The organism is Agrobacterium larrymoorei (genome assembly GCF_013322225.1).
Classification (GTDB): domain Bacteria; phylum Pseudomonadota; class Alphaproteobacteria; order Rhizobiales; family Rhizobiaceae; genus Agrobacterium; species Agrobacterium larrymoorei_A.
In genome coordinates this window covers 11138-34998 of the sequence record NZ_JAAMFB010000032.1, presented here as the reverse complement: position 1 = coordinate 34998, position 23861 = coordinate 11138, and the positions used below count along the sequence as shown (strand labels likewise).

At 56.1% G+C, this 23861-nt stretch carries 19 protein-coding genes; 11 read left to right on the top strand and 8 right to left on the bottom strand.

The window, feature by feature from the left end; genetic code table 11:
* Nucleotides 1-343: 343 nt before the first annotated feature.
* Nucleotides 344-1075, bottom strand: a complete 732-nt coding sequence (locus tag G6L28_RS20075) for an SDR family oxidoreductase (RefSeq protein WP_174065880.1) — start codon at nt 1073-1075, stop codon at nt 344-346.
* A gap of 156 nt (nt 1076-1231) precedes the next feature.
* Here G6L28_RS20075 and G6L28_RS20070 point away from each other — a divergent pair, with 156 nt between their 5' ends.
* A complete protein-coding gene (locus G6L28_RS20070; RefSeq protein ID WP_174065878.1) occupies nt 1232-1996 on the top strand; it encodes an IclR family transcriptional regulator in 765 nt (254 codons plus the stop codon).
* A gap of 112 nt (nt 1997-2108) precedes the next feature.
* Here the strand turns inward: G6L28_RS20070 and tal are convergent, their stop codons facing one another.
* Nucleotides 2109-3068: a transaldolase gene (gene tal, locus G6L28_RS20065; protein WP_174065876.1), complete on the bottom strand. Its 960-nt coding sequence runs from the start codon at nt 3066-3068 to the stop codon at nt 2109-2111.
* Nucleotides 3069-3267: 199 nt separating this feature from the next.
* Between tal and G6L28_RS20060 the strand changes: the two genes are divergently transcribed.
* Nucleotides 3268-4242, top strand: a complete 975-nt coding sequence (locus tag G6L28_RS20060) for a sugar-binding domain-containing protein (protein ID WP_174065875.1) — start codon at nt 3268-3270, stop codon at nt 4240-4242.
* 258 nt (nt 4243-4500) lie between these two features.
* Here G6L28_RS20060 and G6L28_RS20055 read toward each other — a convergent pair whose 3' ends face one another.
* On the bottom strand, nt 4501-5373 hold the full coding sequence (locus tag G6L28_RS20055; protein ID WP_174065873.1) for a methylated-DNA--[protein]-cysteine S-methyltransferase: 873 nt from the start codon (nt 5371-5373) through the stop codon (nt 4501-4503).
* A gap of 68 nt (nt 5374-5441) precedes the next feature.
* On the bottom strand, nt 5442-5942 hold the full coding sequence (locus G6L28_RS20050; RefSeq protein ID WP_174065872.1) for a DUF2244 domain-containing protein: 501 nt from the start codon (nt 5940-5942) through the stop codon (nt 5442-5444).
* Between G6L28_RS20050 and nth the strand changes: the two genes are divergently transcribed.
* Nucleotides 5941-6711, top strand: a complete 771-nt coding sequence (gene nth / locus G6L28_RS20045; protein WP_174065871.1) for an endonuclease III — start codon at nt 5941-5943, stop codon at nt 6709-6711. The genes G6L28_RS20050 and nth overlap by 2 nt on opposite strands.
* On the opposite strand, the gene G6L28_RS20040 is transcribed toward nth, so the two are convergent.
* On the bottom strand, nt 6685-7410 hold the full coding sequence (locus G6L28_RS20040) for a sulfate transporter family protein (protein WP_174065870.1): 726 nt from the start codon (nt 7408-7410) through the stop codon (nt 6685-6687). The two genes, nth and G6L28_RS20040, sit on opposite strands and share 27 nt — an antisense overlap.
* 400 nt (nt 7411-7810) lie before the next feature.
* Between G6L28_RS20040 and G6L28_RS20035 the strand changes: the two genes are divergently transcribed.
* Together G6L28_RS20035 and G6L28_RS20030 are read left to right on the top strand one after the other, a co-directional pair.
* Nucleotides 7811-8515 (top strand): MurR/RpiR family transcriptional regulator, encoded by a 705-nt coding sequence (locus G6L28_RS20035; RefSeq protein ID WP_174065869.1) that lies wholly within the window; start codon nt 7811-7813, stop codon nt 8513-8515.
* A gap of 219 nt (nt 8516-8734) precedes the next feature.
* Nucleotides 8735-9058: a BA14K family protein gene (locus G6L28_RS20030; protein WP_174065867.1), complete on the top strand. Its 324-nt coding sequence runs from the start codon at nt 8735-8737 to the stop codon at nt 9056-9058.
* Nucleotides 9059-9166: 108 nt separating this feature from the next.
* On the opposite strand, the gene G6L28_RS20025 is transcribed toward G6L28_RS20030, so the two are convergent.
* The gene (locus G6L28_RS20025; RefSeq protein WP_174065866.1) at nt 9167-9799 is read right to left on the bottom strand and encodes an outer membrane protein; all 633 of its coding nucleotides are present in this window, start codon (nt 9797-9799) and stop codon (nt 9167-9169) included.
* 477 nt (nt 9800-10276) lie between these two features.
* Here G6L28_RS20025 and tauA point away from each other — a divergent pair, with 477 nt between their 5' ends.
* The 3 genes from tauA to G6L28_RS20010 all read left to right on the top strand — a co-directional run bounded on the left by tauA (nt 10277) and on the right by G6L28_RS20010 (nt 12984).
* Nucleotides 10277-11290 (top strand): taurine ABC transporter substrate-binding protein, encoded by a 1014-nt coding sequence (tauA, locus tag G6L28_RS20020; protein WP_174065865.1) that lies wholly within the window; start codon nt 10277-10279, stop codon nt 11288-11290.
* Between the two features lie 72 nt (nt 11291-11362).
* Nucleotides 11363-12166 (top strand): taurine ABC transporter ATP-binding protein, encoded by an 804-nt coding sequence (locus tag G6L28_RS20015; RefSeq protein WP_174065863.1) that lies wholly within the window; start codon nt 11363-11365, stop codon nt 12164-12166.
* Nucleotides 12163-12984, top strand: a complete 822-nt coding sequence (locus G6L28_RS20010; protein WP_174065862.1) for an ABC transporter permease subunit — start codon at nt 12163-12165, stop codon at nt 12982-12984. The genes G6L28_RS20015 and G6L28_RS20010 overlap by 4 nt, the downstream gene beginning before the upstream one ends.
* A 501-nt stretch (nt 12985-13485) precedes the next feature.
* On the opposite strand, the gene G6L28_RS20005 is transcribed toward G6L28_RS20010, so the two are convergent.
* Both G6L28_RS20005 and G6L28_RS20000 read right to left on the bottom strand, forming a co-directional pair.
* Entirely contained in the window at nt 13486-16626 is a 3141-nt protein-coding gene (locus G6L28_RS20005) for a DEAD/DEAH box helicase (RefSeq protein WP_174065861.1), read from the bottom strand.
* Nucleotides 16592-17524, bottom strand: coding sequence for a hypothetical protein (locus G6L28_RS20000; protein WP_202033786.1), 933 nt, complete (start codon nt 17522-17524; stop codon nt 16592-16594). Before G6L28_RS20000 ends, G6L28_RS20005 begins: the two co-directional genes overlap by 35 nt.
* Before the next feature lie 802 nt (nt 17525-18326).
* Between G6L28_RS20000 and G6L28_RS19995 the strand changes: the two genes are divergently transcribed.
* From G6L28_RS19995 to G6L28_RS19985, 3 genes are read left to right on the top strand one after another with little or no spacing between them, the layout of a single operon-like run.
* A complete protein-coding gene (locus G6L28_RS19995) occupies nt 18327-21116 on the top strand; it encodes a DEAD/DEAH box helicase (protein ID WP_337795785.1) in 2790 nt (929 codons plus the stop codon).
* Complete coding sequence (locus G6L28_RS19990) at nt 21113-21898, top strand: DUF4391 domain-containing protein (RefSeq protein WP_174065858.1); 786 nt, start codon at nt 21113-21115, stop codon at nt 21896-21898. Before G6L28_RS19995 ends, G6L28_RS19990 begins: the two co-directional genes overlap by 4 nt.
* Nucleotides 21895-23832 (top strand): GmrSD restriction endonuclease domain-containing protein, encoded by a 1938-nt coding sequence (locus G6L28_RS19985; protein WP_174065857.1) that lies wholly within the window; start codon nt 21895-21897, stop codon nt 23830-23832. The genes G6L28_RS19990 and G6L28_RS19985 overlap by 4 nt, the downstream gene beginning before the upstream one ends.
* The last annotated feature ends 29 nt before the right edge of the window (nt 23833-23861 follow it).

Sequence of the window (23861 nt, the reverse complement as noted above, 5' to 3'; positions counted from 1 at the left end):
CGCTGGGTGACGCTGAGCACGTGAGCCGAGGGGAGAACTGTGTCCGCAGTCAGCCACATCACCCATCAACCAGCCGACATGAACCAAGAACCGCCCCTCAAGAGAAAGGGCGGCGGGGTAAGGCGCATGCATGTCAGGTGGCTGTGTGGCTCACGTGGTTATGCAACGGTCCCACAAGGGGAGAGGAAAAGCGGCAACGCTTCGCTTCCTATCGACATTGCAGAAGAGGGTAAGCAGGCGCGGCCGGGCTTATCTCTCCCCCTGTGGGAGAGAAAGCAATTTCAACATCTTAGCTTTAGCTAAGTGTTAGAAATTGCCAGTGAGGGGTCTCGCTTCCGCCCCCTCAAGCCGTCCAGCCACCATCGATCACATGAATCTGTCCCGTGGTGAAACCCGCTTCATCCGAGGCGAGATACGTAACCAGCGCCGCAATCTCCTCCGGCTTCGCGATCCGCCCCATGGGCTGGCGGGCGATGAAGTCGCTGAGCGCCTGCTCGTAATTGCCGGTCGCGCGAAGGCGGTCGTGCAGAGAAGGGCTGTCAACGGTGCCGGGGCAGATGGCGTTGCAGCGGATGCCTTTTGTGACGAAGTCGGCAGCGATGGCTTTCGTCAGACCGATGACGGCCGCCTTGGAAGCGGTGTAGGCGAAGCGGTTCGGTACGCCCTTTACGCTGGAGGCGACCGATGACATGTTGACGATGGAGCCTTTGCCTTTTTCGAGCATGGATGGCAGGAAGGCGCGGCAGGTGCGGTACATGGCTTTGGCGTTGAGATCGAAGGAGAAATCCCAGTCCTTTTCCTCGCACTCCAGAATGCTGCCCGCATGGACGAAGCCAGCGCAGTTGAACAGAACATCCGCATGGCCGACGTCTGCGGCAAACGCCTTGACCGCATCGCCATCCAGTACGTTGAGAATACGGGTCTCTGCATCCGCGAGTGTCGCAAGTGCTGCTTCATTGATATCGGTTGCGATGACGCGGGCACCGAGGCCGATGAAACGTTCCGCTGTGGCACGGCCTATGCCCTGCCCGGCAGCGGTTATAACGACTGTCCGACCTGCAAAATCCTGCGCCATGACGTCCTCCCTCTTGTGCCTTTCGGCATCTCCAAATTGCCTATATCGACAATTCATATGTAAACAGTGTATTCATATGACGTCAAGCTGAGTGAAGTATCAGCGGACGTGCCAATGGGCGTGCAATTGGACGGGACGGCGGCGGATAGAGGGCAGATGACCGACGAAGACAGCGAGAAATATCGCGCACCGGCTCTCGACAAGGGTCTGGATATTCTGGAACTTCTGGCAAGGACCCACAGCGGCTTGACGCAGGTGGAAATCGCCAAGGCCATCGGCAAGAGTCCCAACGAGTTTTACCGGATGCTGGACCGGCTGGTGCGGCGCGGTTATGTGGAGCGGCAGGACGGCGATCGATTTGCCCTGACGCTGAAACTTTTCGGCCTTGCGCATTTCCATCCACCGGTGCGCCGGCTGGTTTCCTTCGCAGCACCGCTGATGCGGGAGTTTTCGCAAAAGGCCGGACAGGCCTGTCATCTGGCGATCTATGATCGCGGCGCGGTCGTCGTCATCGCACAACAGGATTCGTCCACCTATTGGGCGCTGTCGATCCGGGTCGGTGCGCAGATGAGCCTGTTCAACACCGGCTCCGGCCATGTGCTGCTGGCATTTCAGAACGAGGCGCAACGGAACCTGATGATTGCCGAGCAGCTGCGCGGTGGCGAGGAGGCCGTGCCGGATGGTCTGGTGGAGCGCCTGCATGCAGTGAAGGCCAAGGGTTATGAGAATATGCCGAGCCTGCAAACGGCTGGCGTATCCAACATTTCCGCCCCCATTCTCACCGTCGATGGCACGGCGCTTGCAGCAATCACCTGCCCCTATATCGGCTCGCTGATTGAAGGCGCCCCGACAAAGGAGGATTGCGTGGCGCTGATTTGCGAGACGGCGAAATCGATTTCCGAAGTTGCGGCGGGGCAATAAGTCAAAGGAAAAGGCGCGACTGCCAGGGGAAACAGCCGCGCCTTCTTGACTGGAGATTTATACCTTGAAAACGAGCGGAGCCGGATAAGGTTCCGCCTTTTTTGGCTCACGCTTAAGCGGAAGCCAGTTCCTTCTTGACGATTTCGCGAAGGGAAACGAGATCCTTGGCGAAGAGGCGAATGCCTTCGGAAAGCTTTTCAGTCGCCATCGCATCTTCGTTCAGCTGCCAGCGGAACGCCTTCTCGTCCAGGGACTGGAGCGGCGAGGCCGTGGCATTGTCCGGCGAAAGCTTGCGCTCCAGCGTGCCGGTGTCCTTGTCCAGCTCTTCCAGCAGTGCGGGGCTTATGGTCAGGCGGTCACAACCGGCCAGCGCTTCGATCTCGCCGACATTGCGGAAGGACGCGCCCATGACGACGGTAGAGATACCGTTGGCCTTGTAATAATTGTAGATTTCACGAACGGAAACGACGCCCGGATCGGTTTCCGAGGTGTAGTTCTCGCCGGTGGACTTCTTGTACCAGTCGAGAATACGACCGACGAAAGGCGAGATGAGGAAGACCTTGGCTTCCGCGCAAGCGATTGCCTGAGCCTGCGAGAACAGAAGCGTCAGGTTGCAATCGATGCCTTCGGACTGGAGAACTTCGGCAGCCTTGATGCCTTCCCAAGTGGAGGCGAGCTTGATGAGAATGCGGTCACGCTCGATGCCGCGCTCCTTATAGGCAGCGACAATGGCGTGGGCCTTTTCGATGGAGGCCTTGGTATCGAAGGAAAGGTCGGCATCCACTTCCGTCGACACGCGACCGGGAACCAGACCGGACAGCGCCGCACCCACGGAAATCGCCAGACGGTCTGCAACGGCAGCGATGACGGCATCCGACTGGCCACCCTGCTTGCGACCCCAGGAAACGGCTTCCTTGACGGTATCGGCAAAGGCCGGTGTGCCGAGAGCTTTCAGGACGATGGAAGGGTTTGTGGTGCAATCTACCGGCTTCAGGCGGGCAACCGCATCGATATCGCCGGTATCCGCAACAACCGTGGTGATCGCGCGAAGTTGGTCAAGCTTGGAAGTCATGCCGAATAATCCTCGTTAACTCTTAAAAACCGTCGCTACCGAATTTCGTTCCGCACGAAGGCCGTACAGAGAACGAGCGGTATTTTCACGCGGGAGTATCACGTAGCGCCGGGTAGAAAGTCAAGACATTTGCGCATTGCAATTGACATAAGTTTCACGACTGCCATACTCCAGCCAGTTCAAAAGCATGGCGAGAACAGTGGCGAAACTGAGAAGAGAAACCCACACGGTCTATTCTGAAGCTGCATCGCTGCGGCTTCGTGCCGCGTGGCTTTATTATAATCAGGGCATGACCCAGAAGGACGTAGCGGAGAAACTCGGCATCAGCCGTTCAACCGTCATTCGCCTGCTCGATGAGGCAATGAAACGCTCCGAGGTTCAGATCTGGATCAATGAGGGCATCGAGGATTTCGTCGAACTCGCCCTGAGGCTGGAGATCGCTTACGGTCTGGACGAGGCGATCATCATTCCTTCGGCTTCCGCAAAAGCAGAGGACATCGCCAAGGCGGTCGGCCTGGCACTTGGACAGTTTCTGTCCGAAGCCGTGCCGGACAATGCCACGATCGGCGTCGGCTGGGGCCGCACGATGACCGCGTCCCTCTCCAGCTTCCGCCCGCCGCGGAGAGAGAACTGCAAGGTCGTCTCGCTGTTGGGAGGCATCGTCGCGGTTCACCAGACCAACCCGCTCGACTACACATGGCGGCTGGCAAGTGCGCTGGGCGCGGAATGTTACATGTTCCTTGCGCCACTGCTGGTCGATTCCGTCGAGACCAAGCGGGCGCTGATCGAGAAATGCGGCTTGAGCACGCTTTATGCGTTGGCCGAAAATCTCGACCTCGCCATCATCAGCTGTGGCGATATCGGCCCGCACTCGACGTCGCTATCGGAAGGCTTCATCTCGAAACAGACATTGGAAGAACTGGTGGCTGCTGGATGCGTTTGCGACACCATGTTCAACTTCATCGACGCCGAAGGCCGCTCGGTCGATCATCCCATCAATGAAAAAGCGATGGCCATCGATCTCGATACGCTGAAGAAGGCGAAGCACATCGTGCTTGCTTCCGGCGGAGCGCACCGGGCGACCGCGATCCGGGCGACGGTGAAGCGGGTGGGATGCAATACGCTGATTACGGACGAGGCGGCGGCGCGGGCGCTGCTGGAGCTTCAGGGGTAAAACACATGTGATATTTCCACTTGTGGCCCAAACCCCTCACTGGCAATTTCTAACACTTAGCTGAAGCTAAGATATTGAAATTGCTTTCTCTCCCACAAGGGGAGAGATAAACCCATCCGCACCCTTACGGGTTTTTCTACAGCTATGTGGCATCGAAGCAGTGCGGTCTTTTCCTCTCCCCCTGTGGGAGAGGATAGAAAACCTCGATCTTCGCGGAGCGAAGTCATAGGTTTTCTTGGTGAGGGGTTTACACCACAATCAAAGCTTTCCCGTCTCCCAGCCCAGCATCGCCCGCTTGCGGGTCAGCCCCCAGCGATATCCGGTCAGCGCACCGCTTTTGCCAACCGCACGGTGGCAGGGTACGACGAAGGAGATGGGGTTGGCGCCGATGGCGGCACCCACGGCGCGGGATGCGGTGGGTTGACCGATATCGTTGGCGACGTGGGAGTAGGTGACGGCCTTGCCGAGCGGGATTTTGAGAAGGCTCTGCCAGACACGAACCTGAAAATCCGTGCCGAGCAGAACGACCCGCAGCGGCTGGTCGCCGGTCCATTTCGAGGGATCGAAGATGCGGGCTGCATAGGGTGCGGTAGCAGCGCTGTCTTCGATGTAAGCTGCGTTCGGCCAGCGGCGGGCCATGTCTTCAAGGCAGGCCCGCTCCTCCCCCGAATCGGCAAAGGCGCAACCGGCAAGACCGCGATCCGTGATCATGACCAGCGCCAGTCCAAAAGGCGATGGATGGTAGCCGTAGCGGATTTGAAGCCCGCTGCCCTTGGCCTTCCACTCGCCCGGTGACATGGCTTCGTGGGTGACGAACAGATCATGGAGACGGCTGGGGCCGGACATACCGACTTCGATGGCCGTCTCCAGAAGCGGCAGGCTTTCCTCCCGCAACAGGCGCTTGGCATGATCGAGCGTTACGGCTTGCAGAAACGCTTTCGGGGAAAGTCCGGCCCAGCGGGTAAACGTCTTCTGCAACTGGGTGGGCGACTGGCCGAGCCGCGCCGCGATTTCTTCAAGCGAGGGCTGGTCGCGATAATCCAGCGTCAGGATTTCAATGACCTGCCGCACCGTATCGTAATCGGTCCCGCCTGGCGTGATATCCTCGTTCAGCATGATATTGGCGTTCATGACTTATCTCCTTGGCTTGGAGAAAACCATGAAGTGCCGCGCGCCTCCACCCGTTTCTTGCACACGCCTCAGATTTTGCGCCGCACCGTTGCCAGCGCACCGCGAAACGCCTTGGCGAAGCTTTCGCGATCATCGGGATTCAAGAACGAGCCGATATCCGTCACCCGCCCCTCACCGGAAACATGCATGGAGAGTATACCGAACTCATCATGCCGTTTAACACGGAAGCGCGCCCAGAACGGGTTGAAACGGTGTTCCACGACGCGGCCCTTGGCGGAGAATTTGCGGATCGATAGATTGTTTCTCGAAACGGTGACCTCTTCCCTGACCTTGGCCGCCCGGTAGTTGGCACGAAACGCCCAGTAGAGCAGCGCGAAATCCAGACCGAGAAACAGGCCGACCGGCCACGCACCGCTGACAAGGAAAAAGCCTCCGTAAACGACGCACATCAGCGCGCTGAGCATGAGCAACACACGAAAACCCTTGCGCCCGAGAGAGCGATGGGGGATGAGTTCGGCAGAAAAGACCGGCTGATCGCTGAGCATATTCAACCTGCGTAGATCCGACATGACGATTGCCAAGAAAATATCCAGCACCCAAACACTCAAAAAGTCAAATTCGGCAACCCGTCGCAAGCCACCGCGGGTAAAGACCGCCTATTCGCAGGACGAGCTGACGGAAATCTTCCGCCGATTTTCCATCCAGCGACCGGAGCCGAAAGGCGAACTCGAGCATACAAACCCTTTTACGCTGGTCGTGGCGGTTGCGCTTTCGGCACAAGCCACGGATGTGGGCGTAAACCGCGCAACAAGGGCGCTTTTCAAATTAGCCGACACGCCGGAAAAGATGCTGGCGCTGGGCGAAGAAGAGCTTATCAGCCACATCAAGACTATCGGCCTCTATCGCAACAAGGCGAAGAACGTTATCGCCCTGTCTCGGATGTTGATCGATGATTTTGGTGGCGAAGTGCCGCGCACCCGCGAGGAACTGATCAAGCTTCCGGGCGTGGGACGCAAAACGGCGAACGTGGTGATGTCCATGGCCTTCGGCATTCCAACCCTTGCGGTCGATACGCATGTCTTTCGCATCGCCAACCGAATCTGTCTGGCACCGGGCAAGACCCCGGACGAGGTGGAGGACAGGCTGGTGCGGATCATTCCCGAACCCTACCTCTTCCACGCCCATCACTGGCTGATCCTGCACGGGCGCTACTGTTGCAAGGCGCGCAAGCCGGAATGTGAGCGCTGCGTGATTGCCGATATCTGCAAATCGCCGGAAAAGACCTTCGACATCCCTGCCCCGCTCGTTGAACTACCGGCCCAGCTCATTGGTGAATGACGGATCTCGCCTGCTGATGTCCTTATGCAAATGCACCATCAGCGAGGCGGCAAAGAGCGGGGTCAGCAGGTTGACGAAGGGGATGGCCAGAAAGCCTGCGATGACAAGGCCCGCCATGAAGACGGTGGAGGCGTGCTTTGCACGAAACGCCCGCGCATCAGCAGGAGACCGGAAACGCATGGCCGCGAACTCGAAGAACTCCCGTCCGAGCAGATAGCCGTTGACGAGGAAGAAGGCGATCAGATTGACGCCCGGCACAAGCAGCAGCATCAGCGCAATCATGTTGCCTAAAATCACGACGCAGAAGAACTTGATCGATGACGCAATCGCTTCGCCAAGGGGCATGGCGCGACCGGGAAGATCGTTCGGGTAATCCGTCTTCTCGATGACTTCGGCGACGTCATCGAGAAACAGGCCGGCAATGATGGCGGTGACCGGGGAGATCAACAGGGCAAGCGCCAGAGCAAGACCGATGCCGGCGATAATGGCCAGCACAAGGGTCAGCCAGCCCGTCCACTCCGGCATTCCCGGCACGAGCGCATCGAGCCAAGGCAGCGCCAGCCAGATGAAGATACCGCGAATGGCAAACCACAGGCCGATCAGAACGAGTACCGTCAAACCCAATGACTTGATCAGCACGCTGCGCGCCTCGGCCATAAAAATATTTTGGACGGCCCGACGGGCTGCAGAAAAAATCATACAAAAGTCTCCATTGTCGTCGATGAGCAACGTAGGAGCGAGCGCGCACCGCTGCAAGAAGATGATTTGAAAGAGAAAACGATCTTTTTCAACCCATCATTTTAAGCTTGAAAAAAAGCAACTACTAAACTATAAGAAAGTGTAGGCAAAAAGTCGCAGTATGGTATATAGTCACCGTGCTGAGCGACTCGTTTGTTTTTGACGGAGCTGGCAGTCGTATAACAAAAGAGCGTAGCGTGTTGAACAATTATTCGCGCTACGAAAAATAAAAGAGGCGATGTTGGAAAAGTTGCTGATAGATCTCACCCGCTTGATGAAAACGGGCACCCCGGCAGAACGCCGCATATCAAAGTATCTGATCGAGCATCTCTCGGAGCTGCCATTCGAAACTGCGGCGACATTGGCGGAAAAACTCAGCCTCAGTCCCATGACTGTCGGCCGTTTCCTGCGTTCTCTCGGTTATCGGCAGCTAAGCGATATCAGGGACGACCTTCGCCAGGCGACCTCGGCCCCTGCAGAAGCAACCGCATCCAACCCTGTGAGCGAGACGCAGCAACCGCTCTCATCCTTGATGTTACAGCAAATCCAGGCGGTTCAGGCCGTTTATGATCTGGCCGCTCAATCCGTTTGGAAAACCGCGCTCAACAGCATTGCGCAAAGCCGCGACATTTTCGTCGCCTCCTCTGCGGAAAGCTTCGGCATCTGTCGCTACTTCTACGCAAAGCTTCTCGAATGTCGGGAGCGCGTGCATTATCTCCAGAGAGACGGATCGACATATATTGAATTGATGGATGAAGATCCTGAAAATACGCTGCTGATCCTGATGGATTGCGGGGGCAACCTTTCAGCTTTGCAGCGGCTCGCCAAAATGGCGACCAAGGCCGGATACAAAACACTGCTCATCACCACACGGTTCTATGAGTGGGGCCCGGACAGCGCAGATATATGCCTGACGATTCCACTATCTCCAAATGGTGGACACAGTATGCTCCAACTGGTCGCCATCACCGAATTCATGCTGCACACGCTGGCCCAGAGCAATGAAAGCGGAAGAAGGCAACGGTATAAACGGATTGGTGAACTACAACGCGCATTGAACGCGTAATCACGAAGACGAGAAGTGAAAAAATCTTCAGGACTGCGAAGCCTGCGCTCTAAAGAACGTAGGTGATTGATTTATAACAGATTTATTTCGAAGCAATACACGAGAACAGACTTGACAATTTCCCGAATCAAATACTGATATTCCGTTAACGCCGGACGTTAGCGGAACAAAATAATTCCGCTCAACGTTGCTTTTCCGAACGATGGAAAGGATCGGCCAATGTCAAAGCAGGGAAAAGTCGCAATTTTGCTCGCTCTCGCTGGAAGCATGTTCGTCAGCGCAAACACGCAGTCATTTGCACTGAGTGCCCTTTCACCCATCGACCCCCAAAGCGCCGTCACAGGACAAACGACGGGCAATAACTACGCCGCATCCGCGTTCAGTAATGGCACCACAGGCGAAGGCAATTCCGGCGGTCTTCTGCTGTCCGCTGACGAAGTTCAGCATGTGCGCTGGTGCGCAGAGCGCTACACGTCCTACCATGCGTCAGACAACACTTACGCATCCGCTAACGGCCAACGCGTAGAGTGCGTAAGCCGCTGATAGCGCGGACCGGCGTGAGAAGCGCTGATACTGAATGTCATTTCACCAACTGACACATTTAAGGGAACCAGCGTGTTTGCATGGATGCGCGCACGCTGACTCACAAGATCAGAAGCGGTAATTCACGCCGCCCTTCACGACATGATCGCTGATATCCGTGTGCGATGTCGTGCCACCCGAAAACGTCCGAACATCATCTGTCGCGGTGTAGTTATATTCAACTTTGCCGGAGATTTGCGGTGTGAAACGGTGTTCTACACCTGCACCGAGAAGGTAGCCTTCCTTCATGCCATCCGGACCGGTGACGCCACCGCCATCCCGCAGGCTGGTGACTGTCAGGCCTGCTGTCCCGTAGATCAGGCTCTGATCCATCTTGACACCGGCCTTGGCCTTGACGGCTGCGCGCCAACGCTCATTAAGGTTCCCGCCGGGAACGCCGACGCGGGCATCGCCCAGATGCGTCGCTTCGATTTCACCGCCGACGACCGCCGAGCCCAGATCGTAATCATAACCGGCCTGCGCGCCGAGAGCGAGGCCCTTGCCGCTGCGGAACGGATTGGCCTTCGGCATTGCTGCACCGACATGACCGCCGACATAAGCGCCAGTCCACGAGGTGCTGGTCTGTGGCTCGTTGTAAGCAGGTGGCTGCTCGTAGGAACCGAGGTCAGCCGCAAAGGCGGGAGCCGCTACAACGGCCGAAGCCATCAACATGACAGAACCAAACTTGGCAATTTTCGACATCAGGTACTCCATACAAATCCACCTGGCTTGGGCCCAGGTCATGTCTTGACAACGAAGCGGTAAACAGCCGCCTTGACTGATTTCCGTTATGCCAGAGAATGTCGGAAAGATAAGGCAAGTTGCCTAATTTCATTCGAATTTAACTAAAACTCTAACGTTATGGATAAGAGATGGTTAACGGCGCGCCACACCGCATTTGGCGAGAGGTGACCACTCGGCCTATGGTTTCGAGATAGTTTACCGGCGTTTGCAATCGCCCGTTCTGTGACTATCAGAGACGCCAGTAAGTTCGGTCTGTCCTCTTCACAGACACGCGCGAACTGAAACGGTTACTACGCGTCGCGAATTTCTCCCTCAAAATCTCAGAAATTTAGAATGTGACCCCAAAGAACACATTATTTCTGACAGCGCATATCTCTATAAAAATCATCGATTGAATAAATTACATATTACAGGACATTATATGGAGAACCGTTCGTGACCCAGCTTTCTCGCCGTACCTTTGCCGCGCTCGTTGTCGCGGCTGCCGTCAACACCTCTTTCGCGGCCACAGCAGCATGGGGTGCGGAGACGACGATCAACATAGGCTACCAGCCGATCGTGGAACCATCCCGTGTGCCTCAAGCTGACGGCACGTATGAGAAGGCCACCAAGGCCAAAATCAACTGGCAGAAATTCGATGGCGGTGCAGACGTGATAGCCGCAGTTGCATCCGGTTCGATCGATATCGGCTATGTCGGCTCCTCTCCGCTGGCGGCCGCCGCAAGCAGGCAATTGCCAATTGAGACGATAGCGCTCGTGGGTCTGATCAGTGAAGCTGAAGCGCTCGCTGTCCGAGATATCGCCAAGCCGGAAGAACTCACGGGCAAGAAAATCGCAACGCCTTTCGTATCGACGGCTCATTACAGCCTGTTGACGGCGCTGAAGCATTGGAAAATTGACCCGAAGACGGTAAACATTCTCAATCTTCGTCCACCGGAAATTGCGGCTGCCTGGGCGCGCGGCGATATAGACGGCGCCTATGTCTGGGACCCTGTCCTTTCCCAGATCACAAAGAACGGAACCGTGCTTGCCACATCAGCCGATGTCGCAAACTGGGGTGGTCCAACATTCGATGCGTGGATCGTGAGCAAAAGCTTCGCCGATGCACATCCTGATCTTGTTGCAACTTTCGTAAAGGTGACGGGGGATGCAACCGCCGCCTATCGCGCCAACCCGGAAAGCTGGAACGCGACGTCGCCAGAAGCCGAAAAGATCGCGCGCCTCACAGGCGCCAAGCAGGACGACGTTCCCGCACTTTTGAAGGGCTACATCTTCCCGACGTTGCAGGAGCAGGCGGGCGCCGATTTGCTCGGCGGAGGCACAGTCAAGGCCGTAGCGGCGACTTCCGCCTTCCTGAAGGAACAAGGCAAAATTCCCGCAACACTTGCTGACTACAGCGCCTACGTCTCGCCGCGCTGGGTTCAGGATGCGGCAAAACTATCCTTCTGACCACCTTACCTCCCTCAAAACCGGCACGCCGACTGCGTGCCGGTTTTGCTCAAATTGCAGTGCGAGGAAGCCATGCCAAGCCACCTCATCTTCGACAATGTAAGCTTGGTCTATTCTGGCCGGAGCAAAGCGGTGCCCGATGTTCGGGTTCTTGATCACATCAACCTTTCCATCACCAGCGGCGAATTCGTCGTCATTATCGGCCGGTCGGGTTCCGGCAAGACGAGCCTCCTCAATCTCGCGGCCGGCTTCCAGGCCCCGACATCCGGCACCATATTACTCGATGGAAAACCGATATCTGGTCCAAGAGTAGAGCGGGCCGTCGTGTTTCAGGAGGATGCGCTTTATCCGTGGCTCAACGCGCGAGACAACATCGCCTTCCCGTTATCGCTCAGGCACGTTTCGCTTGTTGAACGCCGCAGGATTGCCGATGATTTCCTGGTTCGCGTCGGCCTGGAGGGTGCGGGCGACCGAAACATATGGGAACTGTCCGGGGGCATGCGCCAGCGCGTCGGTATTGCCCGCGCGCTTGCCGCCGAACCGCAATTCCTGTTGCTCGACGAGCCGCTTGGCGCACTGGACGCCCTGACACGTACAAAGCTGCAACTGTTCCTGCTCAATATCTGGAAAACAAGCCAGTCCGGAGCTCTACTGATCACACACAGTATCGACGAAGCGCTGCTGCTGGCGACGCGTATCGTCGTGTTACAGCCCGATCCAGGTCGCATAAGCACCGTTCTCGAATGCAGCTTTGCCAACGAAATACTCGCCGGTTCCGATCCGCGAAAACTACGTCAGTCTGCCCTGTTCCGTAGCATACATGACGAGCTGACCGCGCTTATTCACGAGACCGCAGATGAGGAACGCGCAGCATGACGATTCTTGCCGATGCTCTTCCTGCAACGATAGAAGAAGAGAACCATGCCGCGACCGAACAACCAGCCGCACCTCGGTCACGCCTTCGTATCCCTACCTTCGCCATCTCGATTTTAACGGGTCTTGCGCTTGTAGGGACGTGGTGGATCGCTTCGGCCTTCAGCGTCGTCTCACCAGTCTTTCTCCCCGCTCCGCCGGTCGTCGCCGCTTCGTTTGGCACGTTGCTCACCACAGGCTTTGTAGATTCCACTTTGGTCGAGCACCTACTTGCAAGCCTCGGGCGCGTCGTTACGGCGCTTGCCGTCTCACTTGCCCTCGGCATTCCGGTCGGTCTGTTGATCGCTCTCAGTCGCGTGGGCCGCGGGGTCCTCGACCCCATCGTTGAGTTTCTGAGGCCATTGCCACCTCTGGCCTATCTACCACTGATCATCATCTGGATTGGCATCGGCGAGGCGTCTAAAATCACGGTGATTGCTCTTTCCATGCTACCGCCGATCATTTTGTCCACCAGTGCAGGTGTAAGAGCAGTCCCCAGGGATTTCGTCAATGCAGCGCGGGCCTTCGGCGCGACCCGCAGACAGGTGATCGCCCGCGTTCTGCTGCCAGCATACGTGCCATCCATCCTGACTGGCATACGCATAGCGCTCGGCACAGGCTGGTCTACACTGGTGGCAGCCGAATTGGTCGCAGCCACCCGCGGCCTCGGCTTCATGATCCAGTCAGCCGCACAGTTCCTTGTCACCGACATCGTCATTGCAGGCATTGCAGTCATCGCGATTGTTGCGATCGCACTGGAGTGGCTTGCCCGGTTCATATAACGGCGCTTCGTCCCGTGGGCGGATAGTATGCGCGGTAGCTGATCAGCGCGAACTATCGATGCGCAAGACATGGCCGGTTACTGTTTTATGCCGCACGAGGTTATCCGGACACGCTTTTCCGTATAGGCGTCCGACGGTTTGATATTTTGTGAGTGTCTTGAAAGAAATTCTCAGAAGGCAAAACACCCCGCGGCTTACGCTGAGGAGCTTTGTGTAAAACGGCTTGAATGGTCAAACATTCAGGTTTCATTGGTTGCGGGGGCCTGAGCACACAGAGACTTGTAAATCTCATATCAACTCATCAGCCCCCATCCTCTCAGAGAGTTTGACAGCCCTGGGGACCTGTACCATCTCATTGCTTTCGAACGTAAGAGACGAACGCGACCGTACCACGGGATGTGTCGAGTTCGACTATTGGCCCAAGCGGACGTCGCAGCCGGAAAACACCAAGGTAACTAAGCGCCCTCATTTCGCGGTTCAGACGGCGTGATCTCCCAACCACTATGAAGCGATTTCAGCCGCTACGGTCGAGAAGTAGGAAGGGTACACGCTGAGCGCGGGCATCATAGCGGCATTGCGGCATGCAGTGCGAACCCCATCGCGGTCGCGCACGTCGTTCCAAACAGCTGACAGGAAGTTTGCGACAATGCGATCGGCAAAACCCGCTTCGATGAAAGCGATAGCGGCAGGATCATTAAGTCCGTACTTGATCTGCTTTTGCAGTTTGGAGAAACCAACGTAGAGGGTCTCGTCCATCGCTTCTGCCAAGTCCGAGAGTGAAGCCGTTATCATAGCAAGATCATAAGCAAATGCCCCTTCGCAAAGAGCAACAGCGTCTTCGATCGTCGCGCGATCGCCGCTGACCCGGATATCTAGCCCGGTCATCAGCTGATGAATGTGATGGAATGGGCGTCCGTCCACCCAGTCCGCCAAGGCCTCGGGTAGGAAATCTGTATTAGAAAGCGACCTAATCGAGGCCGACGAATTCCAAGAGATAATCTTTGCACCTACAACTTGCAGAAGCTGGTCTGCATTGACTGCGGCCCGTAGGTCGTCGGCGTTTTCAGAAAGCCAAGCCTGCAATTCGGCAACGGTCGCAGGAGGAAGTGGGGATTTTCGGATTACCGCCCGCTGATCACCATCAGTGTTTGCCGCGATTGCCGCAGCGATCATTTGAAATGCTGCCACCAGTGCGGCGCGAGTTTCGTCGCCTGCAAGATGATGGGCTAGGGTATGGGCGGCGAGGTCCGCTACCCTATCTTTCCCCTCCTCCTCAAGGAAAGTCATATTGGCGACAAGAAACGCCGCAATCGCCTGTATGGCTCTGGCGCGCCGCTCAACGAATTTGCGGAATTCTGTTGCACTTATGTTCGCCTGCAAGGCAAGAGCCTCATTCACAACAGCCTCAATTCGGGCCTGATCCGCAAATGCCAGATCGAGCCACTGGGGCTGGATCGGCAGGACTACCGGTGGCGCGCCTTTCTGACGTTGCTCATAATCAGCAAACAGGGAGAGGATGCTGCTTTTGGTTGGCTCAGACTTTGTAGAGTCCAGCAGCTCCTTCGCCTCATCCCAGCGCCATCTCTGTCTGAAGTCGGTTCGCTGATCGAAAATGGAGGGAGTTGAGAAAATGACACTGCCTTCGGTGTGCATACCAGCACGACCAGCGCGACCCATCAGGTTCTGGAAGTCACGAACCATGATGCGCTCCGCGCCTTGACGCGTCGACGTGACGATCAAGTATTTTAGAGGAAAATTGACACCTTGAGCCAGGGTTGAGGTGCATACAACAAATTTGGCGAGCCCTTCCTTCATGGCGTGTTCAATCGACAGCCGAAGCCCCTGTGGCGTGTCGGCATGGTGCGCAAATATACCCAGACTTGCGGATTTCGTGGCCGCAGCCTCTGACCCGAGATGCCATTCTGATAGCAATCTCAACTTTCCGACTTCGACAGCGTCCGAAACGTCGATTGGGCGAGGGAAATTCGCGCCGCGTTCAAAGATATCGACCGCCCGGCGGCAAATTTTTGTCACGCTGTCCTTGCGTCCGCAGAAAATGGCGACGCTGCCGTTGTTGACAACATATAAACCAAGAAACAGACCTACTTCGCTACCGTCAGACTTTGCAGGAAAGCGCTGGACCTTTCGCTCACGGCCACGAAGGTTCAATTCGATATCGTCGATAATTCGTGGAACCCAAAATTCGCCTTCCTCGGGATCGGTGGGGCTTACATATTCCAGTCGGCCTCTGGCATCCTGCCAGCTTGCGAAGGCGATGCTCTTCGAAGTTGGAAGCAAGCCAGCTCCATCTATAACGGCGTCGGGATCACCTACTAGCCATTCTGCCACGGCGCTCGCATTGCCAATCACCGCCGAGATCAGAATTACCTGCGTCGCTTCTGGCAAGGTTAACTTTAGCGACGTCAGAAGTAGTTCGTAGGTTGGGCCACGCGTCAGACCATCAAACTGGTGACCTTCGTCGTAGATGATTAGGCCGATACGCTCGACCAGTTCCGGCGCACGACGAAGCATGTAGAGCAATTTTTCGGGCGTAACGATAAGAACCGTGTTCACCGCTAGTATTTCTTCGAGCCGGATGTCGAACTGGAAGGAATCCGAAGCTTCATCGAGTCTGATCGGTTCACCGGCGAACGCCGTTACCAGATCGCCCCGAATATCATGGCAGAGCGAGCGATAGGGAGCGACAATGACCGCCAACGAGGCCCGTTGAGACAAAAAGGCGGAACGAATAATCAACTCGGTTGCGCGCGTTTTGCCCGCGCTTGTGGGCATCTGGATGACGGCCGAGCGCCCTTGCAAAAGGCCTGCCTCCGCAATTCGCTGTTGCGCAGGCCACAACTCGAACGGGAAGTGTACTTTTGCTAGAGCAGGTTGCCAGCTCGCGACGTCCAGTCCGGATGCTCCAGGAAGTATAGTCCGCGATGCATTTCGGAGCTTCTTCGAGCAAATCGCCGCCGTCAAATCTGCATACAGCAGTTCCCGAGGTGCTCCATTCTGGTATGCGGCATCCCTGAGAGCTTCGCATGCGGCTGAAACCGCAGTTACACCAGATGCGAACGTCACGAACCCTGCCATGCTACTCAGGACGGTGTTCACCCCGTCACCACCTGCATCGACTGGAGAAAAGTCGTTTCTCAGAATTTGATAAATAAGTCGTGCAAGCCCGTTGGCGAGTCCGAGCGGCGGAGCCTCTATGTTTTTCACGATCACGGCCGCGTTACCAACGCTACCGTTAAGATAATACGCCGCCGCGCAGAGCAGAGAAAACTCGATCGAGATCGTCCCGTCGAGCTTGGCGTTGAGATAGGCATCGAAAAAGGTCGAAGCGAAGCGCAGGCCTTCAGAAACGGATAGCTCTTCAGTTTCCCAACTAGCTGGGGCGACGTTCCAATCAAGCCCTTCCAGTGCCTCGACCCCGCGAAACTGATCTGCTGTCACGGCAGCAACGTCGCCAAGGATACCGACCGCCAGGTCGAACAGCATCGCTGGATCACGATACAACTCAATGAAATCTTCGGGCGCGACGCGAAATTCATGCATTTTTGCCCGGGCCCGCGTGGTGGACAGCACCTTGTTGGCAGTGGCTCTAGGCTTCATTTGCGGCCCTTTCATAAAGGGCATGAACTAGCTTCATAAGTGAAGCCCCCCGGATCACGAGAAGACGCAGATTTTCCGCGTTCTTGTGTCCGTCAGTGTCCGTTTCCTCAAAATTCGTCCCGTTGAAGACATCTATATCCAAGACGGCTGCCGCACCGCTAATTCTGCGGAAGGGGCGCTCGGTCTCGTTCTGAAACCGCTGGACGGCACCAACCTCAGGGGCTTTACCACGAACGAGGAGACGCTGTTTCATTGCGTTCAGCGTCATGGCTTCGCGCAAATGGTCTTTCATCGAGTCTGTCACGGCATCTTGTAGACGGTTTTTCTCGGTCGCGGATAAACCGGACTTTGACTCGAAGACATAAAGCTCGTCGTTTGGATGTTCGCCATTCTCATTCACAAACTTGAAGCCCACTATATCACACCCTTTGGTGGAATCCTGCCGGTTCCAGCGATCTTGATATCGAAGCTCCCTTGGGCACCAGTAACCCAAGATGAATTCAATGAAATCGGCGACGAGAATTTCGCCAAAATCACCCGAACGGAGACTTGGGCCCGGCGCGACCTTTTCATCAGGAAAAAGGATTGTATTCAGATACTCTGCATTACTTTTGCCGGTGCCAGCTACGAGTGCTGGCAAATCAGCATCGGCGCAGTAGTGATGTCGGAAATGCGCAGCCCAAGCCGAAAGAGCGGTTTCGTCATTTATTGGGTTGAGTTCCCATATTTGGATTTCCCGGCCACATGCGGTCTGGCGTCGTTCGCCGGTATCCTTGATCCAATCGATGTGGGCTGGCACAACCTTATAACCTTTGTAAGAAATGAACGTTCTGGTGTTCATCATTCGGCTGGTGATTTGCCGATCTATGTCCGCTTCAGGCAATAGAAACAATTGGATAAGCGTCCGCAGTTCAGTTTGCAACCGCCCCGTGCGCGATATCGGAAGTTATTCGACTTTGGCTGACAAAAATTCCGCCAAGCCTGCGTCGGGTGCCTTATCCGGTAAACTGAACTGCAACCAATGTCCCACAATTACGCGTCACCACTTGGGTTACGTAAAGAGATCGATGGCTTTCTGAGAATTTAAACACCTTATTGGAGTAACCGAGTTGGAGCGCACTTTAGTTATAATTCAAAGAATGTAGGCAGTCCTTCCGCGTCGATTTTGAATGGCAACTGGGCTTATCGACAGGAACAGAGATGAAATATTTATTTACAAGCATTGCGATAATGAATGAAATGACCTGGCCGAAATTTACGGAGACGCCAGCGTCTCCAACAGCTCTAGCCAGCCGGGACTGACTATGGACTTAATCAAGAATACTGGCCGCGAGCGAGTTCTCGACAAGCTAGGAGAGTGGCTGAAGGCCGAGTCGGCAGTCGACATCATGTCCCCTAGCCTTTCGCTACATGCCTTCGCTGAAGTCCGCGAACTTTTGAAAAGGGCAGACTCAGTAAGATTATTGGTAGAAGACCGGGCTTCCCTACCCCCCTTGTTGTTCGGTGGTCATTCGGACATTGGCTATCGGAACAAGCTCCAGGGTCGATGGCACGCCAAATCCACCCTTGATTGGCTTGGTCGTCATGTCCAGCTCCGATATGCTGATAAACTACCTCAGTCTATGGCCATCGTCCGCAACGCTAGCCTCAGCAGGGCCGCGATCGGTTCATGTTCGCTGACAACGGAAGGGTTAGGAATAACGCCTGGAAGCAGGCTGGGCCTCGTGCAGACAACATCCACGGACCATGAAACTGCGGCTTTCTCATCCTGGTTCCAAACCGCCTGGGACACTGTGCCGGGCAGACCTGATGCCGATGACCTCGAACGCGTTTTGGCCGACGCTGCATCTCAGCGCCCGCCCTCACTCATCTACTTCAAGTTCCTCTTCGAGATGTTCAAGGATTTGGGCGACGAGCTTGATGAGGAGCGCATCGTCAAATCCGCTACCGGTATCAGGAACACGACCGTCTGGAAGAAGCTCTTCAAATTCCAAAGGGATGGTGTCGTCGGGGCAATCGACAAACTTGAGCGCATCGGAGGATGTATCATCGCCGACAGCGTGGGCCTGGGTAAGACCTTCGAAGCGCTCGCAGTGATCAAGTACTACGAGCTCCGCAATGATCGCGTCTTGGTACTCTGCCCCAAGCGGCTACGCGATAACTGGACCCTTTATAAGGCCAACGATCGCCGAAATAGCTTGGCGAACGACCGTTTCAATTACGACGTCCTCAACCACACCGACTTGTCTCGCGATGGTGGTGCATCGGGCGATATCGATCTTTCACACGTGAATTGGGGCAATTACGATCTCGTGGTGATCGACGAGTCGCATAACTTCCGGAACAAGGCGACCCACAAGGACCGCGACACGCGGTACGATCACCTGATGAAGCGCGTGATCAAGGCGGGGGTCAAAACCAAGGTCCTGATGCTGTCGGCAACGCCCGTTAATAACAGGCTTGCAGACTTGAAAAACCAGATCGCCTTCATGACCGAAGGCAGTGACATCGCCCTGATCGACCACGGTATCCGAAGCATTGAAGCAACCATCCGTAAGGCGCAGGCACAGTTTAACAGGTGGCTCGACCTGCCCGACGGCGAGCGTCGCACATCGCGCCTGATGGACATGCTGGGCTTTGACTACTTCAAGCTCCTGGACATGCTCACCATCGCACGATCCCGAAAACACGTGCAGCGCTACTATGGGACCGCTGAAACAGGCCACTTCCCCGATCGCTTGCAGCCGATCAACGTCAAGGCAGATGTAGACCTTGCTGGCGAGTTCCGTCCGATCCGCGAGATCAACAATGAGATCAGGCGACTGACGCTCGGGGCCTATGCGCCGTTGCGTTACGTCGTGCTCGAAAAGCAAGAGGCCTACGACGCGAAATACAGCACCAAGATTCGCGGAGGCGAGAGCTATTTTCGTCAGGCCGACCGAGAGGAAAGCCTTATCCACCTGATGCGCGTCAATCTGCTGAAACGGATGGAGAGCTCGGTGGCCTCCTTTGCTCTCACGATCAAACGTCAGCTCGACGATGTGAATGCGTTGATTGCCAAAATCGAGGCCCATGACGAATCCATCGATGAGCTTGCGATCGACGATGTGGATATCGACGACCCTGCTTTCGAGACGCTACTTGTCGGCCGGAAGGTCAAGGTTCTCTTGCAGGACGTCGATCGGGTCCGCTGGCAGCAGGACCTCATTGAAGACAGGAACCGCTTGGCGACACTTCTATCGGCTGCCCGCTCTGTGTCCGCAGATCGCGACGCCAAGCTATCGGCGCTGAAGGAGCTGATCACCCAGAAAGTGCAAGCACCGATCAACAGCGAAAACCGGAAAATACTGCTGTTCACTGCCTTCGCGGACACCGCTGACTACCTCTACCGCGAGCTCGCGGAATGGGCGCGCGCGACACTTGGAATTCACGCCGCCGTGGTAACCGGTACTGGCGCAAACAAGACTACGCTTCAGAGCCTTCGCTCGGACATGAGCTCCATCCTCAGTGCGTTCTCGCCACGGTCAAAGGAACGTCCACCGGAACTAGCTGTTGAGGGTGAGATTGATCTCCTGATCGGCACGGATTGTATATCGGAAGGCCAGAACCTTCAGGATTGCGATTTCCTCGTTAACTACGACATCCATTGGAATCCTGTGCGCATCATTCAGCGCTTTGGGCGCGTCGACCGTATCGGCTCGACGAACCAGCGCATTCAGCTGGTCAACTTCTGGCCCAACATCGAGCTCGACGAATACCTCGATCTGGAATCGAGAGTGAGTGGGCGCATGGTCCTTCTGGATGTGTCCGCAACCGGTGAGGAAAACGTCATCGAGTTTCAGGCGGGCAATCAGATGAACGACCTAGAATACCGCCGCGCTCAGTTGCAGAAAATGCAGGACTCCGTGATCGATCTCGAAGACCTGTCCAGCGGCGTCTCCATTGCCGACCTCACGCTCAATGATTTTCGCATCGACCTCGCAGGTTATCTGCGCGATCACCGTGAGCAGCTCGAGGTATTGCCACTTGGCACATATGCCGTGGTTTCACCGCCTGAGGACGAGTTCGTCAGTGCCGAAAACGTCATCTCGCCGGGGGTCATTTTCTGCCTGCGCGCTGTCAGCGAAGCTGCGGAACGGTTGGCTGAACCGGGCTATCCTCTGAAGCCGCACTTCGTTGTCCATGTTAGCGATGAGGGAGAGGCGCTTTTGCCCTACACCCGAGCGAAGCAGGTCCTTGACCGCCTCAAGAAGGTTTCCATCGGACGCGATCTACCTGACGCGCAAGCCTGTGGCCGGTTCGATAAGTCCACCCGCTTCGGGCGGGACATGGAGCCCTATCAAAAGCTCCTGGCGCGCGCCGTCGCCTCGATTGCGGGAAAGAACGAGGAACGTGCAGTCGCAAGCCTTTTCTCTCCAGGTGGTACGCATGCGCTCAAAGGGGAGTTCGCCGGCATCAACGATTTCGAGGTCGTGGCATTCCTCGTGATCCTTCCGGAAACGAGCGCGGAATGAACGCAGCAGCATGCATCAATGCTGTCGTTGACGCTCTCGGGTTACCCGCGAATGCGCGCGTTGATATTCGTGTCCCTAAGAAAATGCTCATTGAACAAGGCGCACCCACTTCGACCGACAAGCGCGCCATTCAGGATGGCATTGATGAGCTGCTGTGGGTTGCGGCATGCAAGCCCGGAACTGTCGGCGTGCCAACCTTTGCCGACGACGTACGCGAATATGTCGAAATTGCCGTCATTGGCTGTGCTTTCCGAGCGGGGGCTAAAACGAGCCGACTTATCGAGCTCATTCATCGCGCCATCCCTTATCCGGTTGTGTTGATCACCGCTGATGATCAAGGGATCGACGTGTCCGTCGCCCATAAGCGGCGTGCTCAGAACGAAGTGGCCAAGGTCGTCGTTGACAGAGATACCTACACACGCCTATCCGATCCGACGACGCCGACATCGAACGAGAAGGCCTTTCTCGATAGCCTGACGCTTTCGAGGCAATCGCAACGGGACTTGTACGCACTCTATGATGGATGGGTGGCACGGATTGAGGCCTTGAACGCGGCCCGCCTGGTCGGGTCCTTCTCGGTAACGACAGACGAAAACCAGCTTACCCGCCGCCGAGCGGCGATTGATGACTACGAGAGGCTGGCTAAAGAAAACTCACTTTTGAGGTCGCAGGCGGCAAAGGCGAAGCAGATCAGTCAACGTGTCGACTTGAACCAAAAGATAAAGGCGATAGAACGCGCCATAGAAGAAGCAAAGCGAGCAATGGGGGGCAAGCAGCTATGAAGATTTCGACTATTCTGGACCATATAGACAGCGGGCATATGGCCTTGCCTGAATTTCAGCGAGGCTATGTTTGGAATACTGAGCAGGTACGTGGCTTGTTCACGTCGCTTTACAAATGCCATCCTGTAGGCGGGCTCCTGGTCTGGGCAACGGAATCCATGACAGCAAAATATCGTGGAGACGGTCAGCTCGCCTCCGGGATCGTGAAGCTGTTGCTTGATGGCCAGCAGCGGGTCACCTCTCTCTACGGTGTGGTGCGTGGTAAGCCACCCGCATTCTTCGACGGCAACGCAAAGGCCTTCACCGGCCTGTACTTCAACCTCGCCTCTGAGACGTTTGAGTTCTTCCAGCCGTTGAAGATGTCGGGAGACCCTCTTTGGATAGACGTATCGGCACTCTTGAAGTCCGGCAATGCAGGTGTTGGGCCCATAATCGCCTCGCTGGGGCCGAAGATGCAGACCGAATACTATGGCCGACTGAGTGGTCTTCTCCGTATCCTGGATATCAACCTGCATGAAGAAGAGGTGACCGGCGTGGACAAGACGCTCGACGTGGTCGTGGACATCTTCAACAAGGTGAATAGCGGCGGCACCAAGCTCTCCAAGGGCGATCTGGCGCTGGCAAAAATCTGCGCGGAGTGGCCTGACGCCCGCGCCGAGATGAAGGGCAAGCTGAAGGCCTGGAACCAAGCGGGCTACAACTTCAACCTCGACTGGCTCCTGCGATCGATCAATACCGCGCTGACCGGTGAGGCCAAATTCCTTTACCTGCACAATCAGTCTGCCACCGATATTCAGGACGGCCTCAAGCGTGCCACTAAGCGGATCGACGCATGCCTCAATCTTATTTCCGGGAGGCTAGGACTTGACCATTCGCGGGTATTTTTCGGTCGTTTTGCCGTTCCCGTGATCGTGCGCTACCTGGATCAAAAGGGCGGTGCACTCGATGAGATCGAACGCGATAAACTACTGTTCTGGTTTGCGCAGGCTGGAATGTGGGGCCGTTACTCAGGTTCGACCGAATCCTTCCTGGATAAGGACCTTGAGGCGCTGGAAGGTCCAAACGGCGGTCTCGACAAGCTCCTGGAGCAGTTGCGGCTTTGGCATGGTGGCTTACGGGTCGAAAAAGGCCATTTCACCGGATGGAGCCTTGGAGCGCGCTTCTACCCCGTTCTTTACATGCTAACCCGCATGGGAGCGTCCAGGGACTGGGGGACTGGCATCGAATTGAAGTCCGGGTTGCTGGGGAAAATGAATGCGCTTGAAGTGCACCACATCTTCCCGAAGGCCCAGCTCTACAAGCAGAAGGTCCCACGGTCCCAGGTGAACGCGATTGCCAATTTCTGCTTCCTGACCAAGGATACTAATCTCAACATCCGTGACACATTGCCTGAGGTCTATTTCCCAAAAATCGAATCTAAGCATCCGGGCGCTCTGGCGTCGCAGTGGATTCCGATGGACGAGTCCCTGTGGAAGATTGACCGTTATGCCGACTTCCTCGAAGCCAGAAAGGAATTGCTGGCGGCCGAGGCAAACAAGCGGTTTGCCTCGCTGCTGCATGGCGATGACCGATGGATTGCCGAACCGGCCCGGATGTCGGCGATTTCCACGACGGCAGCGGCCGGCGGCATCTCCAGCGCCGATGAAGAGGCGGAATTGCAGGCAATCAATGATTGGGCGGTCGAGCAAGGGTTTGCCAATGGCGTCATCGGCTATGACCATTCAAACCCGGAGACTGGCGATCAGATCGCCGTTTTCGATCTCGTCTGGCCGAACGGTCTCCAGGAGGAGTTGTCAGAACCGGTCGCCGTGTTACTGAACGAAAACGAGGAGACAATTGCCCTTGCGAGTGCGGCAGGATTTCGCTGTTTCACCAGCGCCGCGGCGTTCAAGGACTACGTCAAAAAGAAAATGCTCGGACAACAGGCGGCCTGAGGCCGCTGTTGGAACCCGAACGAAATGGA